At 63.8% G+C, this 10,571-nt stretch carries 9 protein-coding genes and 1 pseudogene; 6 read left to right on the plus strand and 4 right to left on the minus strand.

Annotation, left to right across the window (positions count from 1 at the left end):
• The first annotated feature begins 151 nt into the window (after positions 1–151).
• Positions 152–376, plus strand: coding sequence for an NUDIX hydrolase (locus IZR01_RS44385; RefSeq protein WP_194927338.1), 225 nt, complete (start codon positions 152–154; stop codon positions 374–376).
• A 195-nt stretch (positions 377–571) separates the two neighbouring features.
• Here the strand turns inward: IZR01_RS44385 and IZR01_RS44390 are convergent, their stop codons facing one another.
• A complete protein-coding gene (locus tag IZR01_RS44390) occupies positions 572–1,042 on the minus strand; it encodes a hypothetical protein (protein WP_194927339.1) in 471 nt (156 codons plus the stop codon).
• 416 nt (positions 1,043–1,458) lie between these two features.
• Here IZR01_RS44390 and IZR01_RS44395 point away from each other — a divergent pair, with 416 nt between their 5' ends.
• The gene (locus IZR01_RS44395) at positions 1,459–2,421 is read left to right on the plus strand and encodes a NaeI family type II restriction endonuclease (protein ID WP_323747278.1); all 963 of its coding nucleotides are present in this window, start codon (positions 1,459–1,461) and stop codon (positions 2,419–2,421) included.
• 86 nt (positions 2,422–2,507) lie between these two features.
• Positions 2,508–2,765, plus strand: a pseudogene (locus tag IZR01_RS53855) (very short patch repair endonuclease); the annotation flags it as partial.
• A 19-nt stretch (positions 2,766–2,784) separates the two neighbouring features.
• Here IZR01_RS53855 and IZR01_RS44400 read toward each other — a convergent pair.
• Both IZR01_RS44400 and IZR01_RS44405 read right to left on the minus strand, forming a co-directional pair.
• Positions 2,785–3,882, minus strand: coding sequence for a DNA cytosine methyltransferase (locus tag IZR01_RS44400; protein ID WP_194927340.1), 1,098 nt, complete (start codon positions 3,880–3,882; stop codon positions 2,785–2,787).
• 257 nt (positions 3,883–4,139) lie between these two features.
• Positions 4,140–5,216, minus strand: coding sequence for a hypothetical protein (locus tag IZR01_RS44405; protein WP_194927341.1), 1,077 nt, complete (start codon positions 5,214–5,216; stop codon positions 4,140–4,142).
• 424 nt (positions 5,217–5,640) lie between these two features.
• Between IZR01_RS44405 and IZR01_RS44410 the strand changes: the two genes are divergently transcribed.
• From IZR01_RS44410 to IZR01_RS44420, 3 genes are all read left to right on the plus strand, one after another.
• The gene (locus IZR01_RS44410) at positions 5,641–6,336 is read left to right on the plus strand and encodes a KpnI family restriction enzyme N-terminal domain-containing protein (protein WP_499698314.1); all 696 of its coding nucleotides are present in this window, start codon (positions 5,641–5,643) and stop codon (positions 6,334–6,336) included.
• A 103-nt stretch (positions 6,337–6,439) separates the two neighbouring features.
• Positions 6,440–7,867: a hypothetical protein gene (locus IZR01_RS44415; RefSeq protein WP_194927342.1), complete on the plus strand. Its 1,428-nt coding sequence runs from the start codon at positions 6,440–6,442 to the stop codon at positions 7,865–7,867.
• Complete coding sequence (locus tag IZR01_RS44420; protein WP_323747279.1) at positions 7,864–9,684, plus strand: DEAD/DEAH box helicase; 1,821 nt, start codon at positions 7,864–7,866, stop codon at positions 9,682–9,684. Before IZR01_RS44415 ends, IZR01_RS44420 begins: the two co-directional genes overlap by 4 nt.
• 117 nt (positions 9,685–9,801) lie before the next feature.
• On the opposite strand, the gene IZR01_RS44425 is transcribed toward IZR01_RS44420, so the two are convergent.
• Entirely contained in the window at positions 9,802–10,221 is a 420-nt protein-coding gene (locus IZR01_RS44425; protein WP_194927343.1) for a hypothetical protein, read from the minus strand.
• Positions 10,222–10,571: the final 350 nt, after the last annotated feature.

Here is a 10,571-nt window from a genome sequence, read left to right on the forward strand (position 1 = left end):
GTCGTCGAGAACGAACCGGGATTGTTCACCCTCGCACACCCGCCGACCGCCGAACCGGCCGCCGACCAGCAACCCTAACCCGCAGCCAACGGCAAAACGGGCATTAACTTACAGCCCGCCCTCTGAGGAGACCGGCTGGGATGCCGCGGTCATGGAGCAGCTGACCACCTACCACCCGCTCAGCGGCATCAGCACTATGACCTATACAGTCTTCCACGCTACTGACCTCAGCCACATCGGCGAGGCCGACGCCGACGAAGCCGACCGTGCCGCCTGGTTCACCCGCGCCGAGGCACGTGACCTGATGGTGGAGAGGCAAGTAACCGACGGCCCGAGTCTCACCGCGCTCGGCTTCTACTTGGTCACCATCGGGTGAACACCCTGCTTCGAGACAGCGGTCTACCCGCAAGTGGGGTATTCCGGTGCAACACCATCCGCCTAAATGTGTCTAAATGTGTCTAAACGGGCGATACCGCATCACTTAAGCATGCTGGCAATATATGTCGGGGATCGACTCACAGGCGCAGACTTTGCCAGTTGGCCCCTGCTGCCGACGCCGGATGAAGACTGGTTACGCTCGTAGTTCCAAAAGCCGTTCGGCCCAAACCGCCGGCCCCGCCTTGACATCCTTCCATGGTGCGACCGCGCTGATCACGCCATTCGTCTCCTCAACGGGAGCGATCCGAGCCAAGCGGATGCCGTGGATCACCGAGAAGAGCTGCACTGCCAGGACCTTCCGGAAGATCGCCCCGGGCCGCCCCGTGAGGGCGGAACCTGCTAGCAGTACAGCTTCGGGCCGCAGGCCAGCCACCTGATCAATAAGATCATCGGACTGCTCGACGAATGGCACCCCTGAATTGTTGACGAAAGCGACTACGTTGCCCTCGTGATACGTCGACGTGCCGACAGAATGGTCGACGGCCGCCTCACTAGAAGCAACCACCACGAGCCGCTCTGCCACCTCAACGTCGCCGATCGCGCTGTCACGGATTTCGGCACAGACACCGTCGAGGATCTGCAGCAGTTCGTCGCGGGATCTCATGGCGGCATTCTATCCAAGCGACGACCAGGCCTATCCGGCCGTGAGCCGTTATGCGGCCATACGCGGTGCACGGTCAGCAGCCTCGGCTACACGGTCATCCTGGACCACCCCGACGTCAAACCGCCACAGCCTGGAAAACAAGGACGCCCGCGGACCACAGGCAGCCGTCACACTCTGGACCGATGCCACGTAGCGTAGTTTGATCACGCTGCGAGGTCGAGTTTCGCAAGCCCTGGGTGCGCCGATTGTCTTGTATGCCGCGAGTCGCATGTTGCCTACCCTGAGGGTGGCCGGTTGGCTCTAACTATCTGCCAAGCAGATCAGGACAGGCGCAACCACAGCGCGGTTCTGCCCTTCGAGACTTTGCTGTGCACTTCTGAGTGTCGGCCGTCAGGTCCCAGCGCTAGAGTTCCTCCGTGGCTGAGCCTTGGGACGACGCGCTGTTTCCGGAACCTACCGCGTCGGCAGCAGGTGATGATGATCCAGAGCTGGAAATGGTGGCTCGACATCTTCTCGCCCTGGATCCTGACGGCAGCCGGATTGCCGCAGCCCTCCGGAACACGATCGATATGCTGCTGAACGGCCAACAGACCGGCCGTTTCCGCTGGGATGAGCTCTTCAAGACCGAGAAGACGCACTGCGGGACCCTTGTCGAGATTAGTCTGCAGCGGGAGTTCGGGTTCCATGGCGGACAGGATCTCGACTACGAGATAGCGGGGATAGACGTCGACTGCAAATACTCCCAAGACCTCTGGAAGTGGATGATCCCGCCGGAAGCGGTCGGAAAGCTGTGCCTTGTCGTGTGGGCCAGCGACGAGGAATCGCGCTGGTGCGCGGGCCTTGTCCGCACGAACGAGTCCGTACTGGGAGGCGGGGCCAACCGCGATCTCAAGCGGACCCTTAGCCAAGAGGGGCGCCGACATGTGCGCCGTCTGTTCTGGAATGCGCCGCTCCAGGAAAACACGCTTCTTCGTCTGCCACCCGCCGACGTCAAGGCGATCTTCGCTCCGCGTTCCGGCCAACAGCGTCTCGACGAACTCTTCCGTCGTGCTCAGCGCCGCCGCATCAGTCGAACGGTGGTCGCAACGGTCGCCCAACAGGACGACTACATGAAGCGGATCCGCTATAACGGCGGATCGCGGTCACGCCTCCAGCCAGAAGGCATTGTGATCTTCGGTCAGTTCAACAGCCACCAGAAGGCCGCGGCGGCGCTAAAGCTCCCGATCCCGCAGGCCGGCGAGTCCGTATCTGCCCGGCTCGCACGCTATAGCGGTGAAAAGCACAGCATTGCGCCACGCGTCGTGCTTGATGGCAGCGAGTGGATTCTCGCCGGCGCCGAAGATCCTCCGGAGCGAGCACCGATGCTTCCCCAGACATGACGAAACGCCCTGCAGCTCCGCCCGACAACGAGCCCTGGTCCAAGCCAGATGGGTCTTGGGCGTCCTCTGCCGCGAACCGGAAATCGATGCAGTCCAACCGGCGAAGGGACACAAGTCCTGAAATCGCCGTACGGCGGCTCCTGCACGCCGCTGGGATGCGGTACCGCGTGGACTGCAGTCCGATAAAGAGCCTGCGCCGACGCGCGGACATCGTTTTCGGGCCTGCGAAGGTCGCGGTCTTTATCGACGGCTGCTACTGGCACGGCTGTCCGGAGCACTACGTCCCGCCGAAGACGAACCCCGGCTACTGGGGCCCGAAGATCGGCGGGAACGTGGCTCGCGATCGCGACACCGACGCCAAGCTCACTGCGGAAGGCTGGCTGGTTCTTCGCTACTGGGAGCATCAGCCCCCTCAGGACTGTGCGGCACAGATCGCTGAGGCGGTACTTGATCGCCGGAAGCCAGCTGGGCAGCAGCGTCGCCAGCCTTGAGCGCCTCCATGATCTGATGCGCGACAGCGCCGGCCACCGGCGGCGGGAAAGCGTTGCCAACCTGCCGATAGCGCGCAGTCTTGCCGCCGGTAAACTTCCACTTCGCCGGGAACCCCTGCAGCAGCGCAGCTTGGGCGACAGTCAGCTTCGGCCCTCGTTCCTTCGGCCCGATAAGATCCGCGGCCTCGCCGTCGTCTGCCAGCCCGTGCCCGTCGACGCCCATCAATTCCCACTGGCGCTTCGCCCGCGTCGGGCCGAGGTCAGCGCCACCGTGCTTCTTAGACCCGCCGACGAGGGTGGGCGCGACCTGGTTGGCGCGGTTAGTCCACTTCTTGAGGTCAGCACCTGTCAAACCGCGCTTGCGCATCGAATCACGCAGCGCCGCACCGACAGAGACGACGTTCGTCGGGTCCGGAATCGGCGCGGTGTAGTACTCGGCGTATTCGGGCTTCAACGCAACGAGGATGGAGCGCGGCCGCAACTGAGGGACACCAAACTGCGAAGCCTGGAACTCCGCCCAATCCATCGGCACGTAACCGAGGTTCTTCAGCTCTTGCAGGATCCACTCCCGGTACGGCCGGAACTTCTCCTGGAGCAGGCCGCGAACGTTCTCGATCATCACGGCAGACGGATTGATCTGCTCCACGAGCTCAAGCATCGCTGGGAAGAGGTCGCGGGCGTCAGCCGGGCCCTCCTGCTTGCCGGCCAAAGAGAACGGCGGGCACGGAACGCCGCCGGCCAGCAAATCGATGTGCTGATCAGCGGCGATATGCTCTATTGGCTTGAATTCGCGGACATCGCCCTCGATGACGTTCCACTCAGGACGGTTTACCCGAAGCGTGGCACACGCGTGCGGGTCGATCTCAACAAGGGCTGCGTGCTCGAACCCTGCCGCTTCGAGACCGACCGCCTGGCCGCCGGCGCCGGCGCAGATCTCCACGGACGTGTAGACCCGATGCCCTTCGGCCACGAGCGGCCTCCCTTACGATCACGTTCCCGACCTGCGTGTGCCGCGACCCACACTAACCTGGATGCCACCAGTCTTCCGGCAGATCCAGCAATGATCGACCCGATCGGTTATCGAACTGTTGTACGAAAAAGTTGTGTACGCTCGATTTTGCACCAATCTGCGGACCTAGTCCAGCACCGAATGGCGGACCGGCTCCGGCCTGCAACGAGGATCGCTTGAACTCGGCGAGGCACCGCGACGTTGTGGCGTAGAAAGGCTCAGCAGCTAATCGGCCGCCACCAGCTGGTGCAGTGCGAGCAGTAGACGTGTTCGGCGAGCTCGGGGCATTGCGGCAGATCGGCCGTTTCAACGTCATCTGTCTCGCCCCACGAGTCTTCGACGCAGTTCATCCCGCCCGCACCGCATCCGGGGCACTCGCAGTCTCCCGTCATGGGATCAACAGCGATCGGTCCAGCGTCGCATCCACAGGGGCCGTTGTGCTGGCGCGGGAAAAACGCGAAGCGCCGGTCCCCCGGTTCGGGCGGACCGGCGCTGCCGCCGGACCGCCCGGCGGCAGCGACTGGTTCGAGCCGGCTGCCCGCCGCTGCGGCCTCGTCGGGGTCCGAGTTGGTCATCATCACGTCTGCCTCCGTGTCGAGCGCTCGTGCGGTGCGATGAAGTGCGGTGCGATGAAGAAGAGATGTGCCGTTCGAAGTGCTGCTGTCGCCGTCATCCTCCGCGTCACCGCCGAGCAGGAGGACTGCAATGTCAGCGTGCTGTCCAGCGCGCGCAAGCTCTCTGACGACGTCAAGGACGTGCTCGGCGCCGCGGCGGCTAGCGCTGCGCAGCACCGCCTCGGCCCCGTCATCGAATCCGAGGCTTCGGCAGCTCGCGGCGGACAGCTGCACCTCCTGTGCCGACAGCGAGCTGCCTGCGTGGTCCAGCAGCCGTGCCGCGTCTTGGGGCCGCCCCGCCTCCAGGAACTGCCGCACGTCATCGATTCCGTCCCAGCGCGCTGCGGCGCCGACAACAGGGTGCCGGTCCGCATACCGCGACTGGACCGGCGCCTCAGCGGTGGGCGGAAGGTCGGCCGGTTCCCGGGGGGCAGGCACGCTTCCGTTCCTCCGTGACCAACCCTCACGACCAGCTTCGTCATGTAGGGCGAGGAGCACGTCAAGCCCGAGGGGCATTGCGGAGGCGTCGCCGACAGCGTCCAGGGCGACTCGGTAGAGGTCCTTGACGAAGGCGCCTGGAACTGACCGTTGCAGGTTGAAATACTGGCTCATGGCGGACGCGCTGCAGTAGAGAAGCCCCGCGACCTCGGCCTGAGTCCTCGGCTTGAGCTTCTCGTACACCGCGAGCAGGGCGTCCGTGAACGCACGCTCCGCCTCCGTGCATGCCGAGCGCCTCTTGCCGTTGCCAACTTGCCCTCGGGGTGACATAGACGTCGCTCCTCCCGCCCTCGATAAAAGACTCGTGCGACAGCTTCGTCATTGTCGCATGTGAAGTCCACCTGAAGTGTGCCGCGAAGCACTTTCACGCTTCCGTGAAATCGCTACACACAGCCCTCCGGTATGGTATGATACGTGCGTTTGCAATTCCAGGCATTTAGTGACATACGGCACTTCTCCGACATACCGCACAATCACATTCTGCGTAAAATCTCGCATCATCTCGCGCTTCCCGGACCGTGTCTGGCTCAATGGAACTCGTCGGGGCGGGCGCTGCGATGGGATTGGTTCTGGCGCCGTCTCAAGCTGAGGCGCTAGAGGAGTTCGGATGGACAACGAGCAAGGGCTTCCGTCCTGGGAGGACGCAAGCTACGGGACCATGAAGCGCGCAGCGCTGTGGCTGGTCACAGTGATCGGCGTGGGCAAGGTCTTCACCAAGGAACAGCTGCGGGATGCGTTCCCGGGCGTCTCACAGGTCGACCGCCGGATGCGGGACCTCCGGGACTACGGCTGGAAGATCGACACGAACCGCGAGGACCCCACTCTCGAGCCTTACGAGCAGCGCTTCGTCGTCCGGGGCGTCGATGTGTGGGTGCCCGGCAAGGCGGTCAAGGTCGATGCCGACACTCTGTCCACCAAGCGCCGCCGCGAGATCATGGCCAAGGACGGCCACTTCTGCCGCTCCTGCGGGATCGCGCAGGGTGAGACCTACGCCGGCTCCTTCGAAACAGCCCAGCTCGACATCGCCCGCCGCGAGGTCATTCAGCCCGACGGCTCAGCATCAGTGCAGCTGGTGACCGAATGCAACCGCTGCCGCGTGGGAGGGCGCACGCTGACTGCCGACCTGGGCGAGGTGCTCACCGGCATCAGAGGCCTGGGTCGGCTGGAGAAGCGGATCCTCGCCGGCTGGGTAGCCGACGATCATCGCGAGTTCAACGCGATCGAGCAGCTGTGGGCTGATTACCGATCACTGCCTGAAGAATCACGGGCCGAGGTTCGCGCTGTGCTGGATCCGGGATCGTGACCCTGCGACAGGGCTATTCGCTCTATAACTGGGATGCAATGCTGCCGGCGGCAAGCTGGGGACGGCCCGTACGCGTGCACCACACTCATGGAGGAGATCTCGAATGACCCCGACGCCCCCTGGCGCAGCCGATAACCAGGAACTCGTCGAGAAGCGGCTCGACCTTGTCCGCAAGGGCGGTCAGACGGCCGAGACGACGCGAGTTGAATGGCGCGGACGCCCTGTCGATCTCCCCGTCATCACCATGCCGGTCAATGACCTCTACTACAACCCTGCGACGCACCGGATTGGAGCACAGCGCGCTCACGACCCTGCGCGGGACGTAGCGCTTACGTCCGACCCATGGTCTGAGCAGAGTCAGCTGTACCTGCACCAGCTGCTGCAGAACAAGCCGAGCAACCCCGATGAGCTCGACCCTGAGTTCACCGCGCTCATGGAAGACCTGCAGTACCGCGGTCAGAACGACCCGGCTCTCATCACGCCCTCAGGCATCCTTGTCAACGGCAACACCCGCCGTGCTGCGCTCAAGGAGCTGCGTCAGCAGAATATCCGCGTCGGCGTACTGCCCGAGGATTGGGATTGGACCGATGTCGCCGCCGTCGAGCTAAGCCTCCAGCTCCGCAAGGAGCACAGGCGTGACTACTCCTACATCAACGAGATCATCACCATCGCCGAGGAAGTCAGCAACGGCCGGAGCATCGAGGAGATCGCACGTGCCTTCGGCAAGCAGGCCAAGACCATCAAGCAGAGTCTCTGGGTGTTGGCGACTATCGACAACGCAGTCGCACGGAGCGAGGTCACGCTGTCCGATGGAACCGTCGCGCGGATGCGACGGATGGACTTCGAAGGCCACCAGGAAACACTCCGAGAGATCTACGTCAAGTACACAGGGATGAAGGCCAGCTATCCCGACCAAGCCGAACGCCGCCTTGAAGCCAGCGTGATGGCAGTACTCTCCGACCAGGCCAAGACAGCGATCCGTGCAATCTGGGCTGTCGAAAGGGACTTCGACGACGCGTACCTTGAACCGGCGCTCCCGGAGGACTTCGTCAGCGGCACTGGCGGAACAGGCGGCATCGACATCCCAGGGCTCGACATCACCCTGGACGCTGATGATGCCAAGGTCGAGCGCGCACGTTCACGGACCGACGTGATACTGCATGCGAAGGCGATGTCGACTGCCGCGGACAAGTTGACGCCCCGAGAGGTGACCAAGACTTCCGCTCTCCTCACGGAGACAAAGATGGCCGTCACCGAAAGCTTGCGGAAGGCCCAGCGCGATGTCTCATTCACCCAGCGGAAGCTCGCTGCGGCCGATCGCCTCGCAGAGGCGACGGACATCATTGAGACCTGCATCGATGACATCGGCAAGGCTCGGAGCCTGAACGTTATGGACCATGACGTCCTCGATGAGTCGCTCGAAGCCCTTCGCGAAGTGATCGTCAGGCTAGCCACGGCAGCCTCGCGCGGCGTGGCAGAGCCCGGTAAAGGGCTGTCCTGGCTACAGCAAGCAGCGCGGGTGCGATCGTGACCAGCGCGCCGAGCCTCCGGCTTGAACTCCACCCGTCGGGCACCGCAGTTGTTCTAATCGCGGCCGACGGCTTCGAGCAGGATCTCCGTCTGCTCGTCGCCGGATTCCTCACCGTAGTTCATCTGGGTCCCGGCTCAGTGCAGATCGCGCTGGACGACCTCCTCGCGAATCTCAAGGTCATGGGGCGCTGGCCCAATCGCGACGTGGAGTGGGACGACCAGTTGAAATCTGTCGTCGCTGACAGCGTTCGCGACGCCAAGGCTGTTGCTGCACAGCTCAAAGCAGAGCCGACAAGTGCGCCTGCTCTCAACGATGAGGAGGTCTCCGAGCAGCTCGGGTCCGGATGGATCGGACCGCTCGCCCCGTTCCAGCGCCGCGACATCGGCAAGCTTCTCGCGCTCAGCCACGGTGCAAACTTCTCCGTCCCTGGAGCGGGCAAGACGCGCGTCGCGCTAGCCACCTTTCAGGCGCTGCGAGAGCAGGGCCATGTACAACGTCTGCTGGTTGTAGGGCCGAAGTCCGCCTACGAGAGCTGGCTCGGTGAGAATGAGACATGCTTTGCCGAGCCTCTGCGCGCGCAGGTCCTGAAGGGACAGATTGATGTCTCAGCCGAACTGCTGATCGTTAACTATGAGCGTCTCGACCGCAGCCAGGTCGCGCTCGCCCGATGGTTGGCGGCCGGCCCGTCGATGATCATCCTTGATGAGGCCCATCGCATGAAGCTCGGCGCAGACGGCGTCTACGGTGCTGCGTGTCTCGCCCTCGGGCCGCTCGCCCGCCGCAGGCTCATCCTCACCGGGACGCCGGCTCCGAACGGGGTCAAAGACCTTGAGAATCTGTTCAGCTTCGTATGGCCCGGACAAGGGCGCCAGGAGGTCCGGCGCGCTGTCGGCAGCGGTGACTTGAAACAAGCGAGCATTGCGCTGCAGCCGCTGTTCACGCGGACCACGAAGGCCGAGCTCAATCTGCCACATGTACGAGCGCGCGCGCGAGTACTGGACTTCCCGAAGCATCACCAGGAGATCTACTCGGCGCTGATTGGGCAGATGCGCGAAGACGCAGCCCGCTCGGACGGCGATCTGGAAGCCCTCGGCCGCATCATCATGTACCTGCTGATGGCTGCAACAAGCCCAGCGCTGCTCAAGAAGGGCGGTTCGAAGTATGAGCCGCTCCAGTACCACGTGCCGGCGCTCCAGCCGCCGCCCGGTTCCCCGCTGGCCAAACTGCTCGAAGACTTGCCGAATTACGAGCTTTCACCGAAGTACGCCGAGACCGTAAAGATCGTAGCTGCGAACGCCGCGGTAGGCCGCAAGACGCTCGTGTGGTCAACCTTCATCCGCAGCCTCAACACGCTCGAGGGGATGCTCAAACCGCACAGGCCCGCGATGGTCCGGGGCGGCACACTTGACCGGGACGACCAGCTGAGAAGGTTCCGCGAGGACCCAGACTGCATGGTGCTGCTCTCCAACCCCGCGACCCTCGGCGAGGGAATCAGCCTCCACCACGTCTGCCACGACGCGGTATACGTCGACCGCGACTTTGCGGCTGGACGCTACCTTCAGAGCCTGGACCGCATCCACCGCCTCGGGCTAGCTGCCGACACAATCACTAATATCACCGTCCTTATCACCGCAAACACTATCGACGAACTTGTCGACCGCCGCCTTGAAGACAAGCTCACGTTCCTCGGGCGGATCCTCGACGATCCCGCCGTCGTGGAGCTCGGAGACCTCGAGGAGGAGGCAGCGCTATCGCCTGGCCTGAGCGCGTCGGACATTTCCGCCCTGCTTAGTCATCTGAACAGCGAGGTTCGCTGAGCTGCCCGGCCCGTCCTGACCGTTTCAACACAGCCACGACCAAGTTCCATTACCCAAAGAAGATGCCGCTCGTGGGGGAGCCGACATCCAAGGAGGGAAGTCGAACGGGCCGTCGCCTCAGTCCGCCTTGAGCAGTAGCCCGGCGGTCACGACAACTTCGGGGCGCTGGGATCCGCCGAAGAGGGGCGGTTCGTAGTAGGCGACGGCTGCCTCGGCCCAATGAGGTTGGCCAGAGCTCACGAAGCCTTGGCGACCGCCGCTCTCCAGAAGGTACAAATTGCTCGTATCGTCGGGCAGCCCGTGCTTGGCGATCACCTCGCGGAGCTCGTTGCCGCGGGCGGGCCGGACCACCAGCGCTTCCATCTCGGGGTAGACGAACATCAGTCTGACCTGCCCGAAATAGATCTCGACCCGAGTCGCCAGCCCGCCGTCCTGTTCGCTCGTGAACCGCATCGACCGATGGGTGAGCCCCTCGACGCTCTTCAGCCGGAAGTGACGCTCCGACCGGAAAACCTCCACAGGTTCCGCGCCCGTCATTTCCGGCCTCCGATCATCATCAGGCTGCTCTTCTCAGTCCGCCTTCGCCACCGTGCCGGACTTCGCCCCTTCCTGCGGCGGCCAGGACTCGGAGAAGAGGGACGGTGCGCTATAGCCGACGGCCGCCTCACGCCAGTGTGGTCTCCTCCGGAGCGGCTTGCGATTCCATCGAGGACGGCCTGTGCCACGCGACGGTCTCCCACAAGCTCCTCACCTCATCGTCGGTCAGTTCCGAGGCAAATGAGCCGTTGCGCATCGAAGCGCACAGCCAACACGTTGCGCCCATCAGCCAGCGGGATCCAGCTCATCCGGGGAAGGCGTCGAAGGACATAGCCCCCCCCCCCCCTGTC

Origin of the sequence: Catenulispora pinisilvae (genome assembly GCF_015356865.1) — a bacterium.
Taxonomy (GTDB): domain Bacteria; phylum Actinomycetota; class Actinomycetes; order Streptomycetales; family Catenulisporaceae; genus Catenulispora; species Catenulispora pinisilvae.

Coding starts and splice junctions, on each gene's coding strand:
- IZR01_RS44385 (WP_194927338.1), top strand. CDS start 152: ATGGAGCAGCTGACCACCTACCACCCGCTCAGCGGCATCAGCACTATG.
- IZR01_RS44390 (WP_194927339.1), bottom strand. CDS start 1,042: ATGAGATCCCGCGACGAACTGCTGCAGATCCTCGACGGTGTCTGTGCC.
- IZR01_RS44410 (WP_499698314.1), top strand. CDS start 5,641: ATGGACAACGAGCAAGGGCTTCCGTCCTGGGAGGACGCAAGCTACGGG.
- IZR01_RS44415 (WP_194927342.1), top strand. CDS start 6,440: ATGACCCCGACGCCCCCTGGCGCAGCCGATAACCAGGAACTCGTCGAG.
- IZR01_RS44425 (WP_194927343.1), bottom strand. CDS start 10,221: ATGACGGGCGCGGAACCTGTGGAGGTTTTCCGGTCGGAGCGTCACTTC.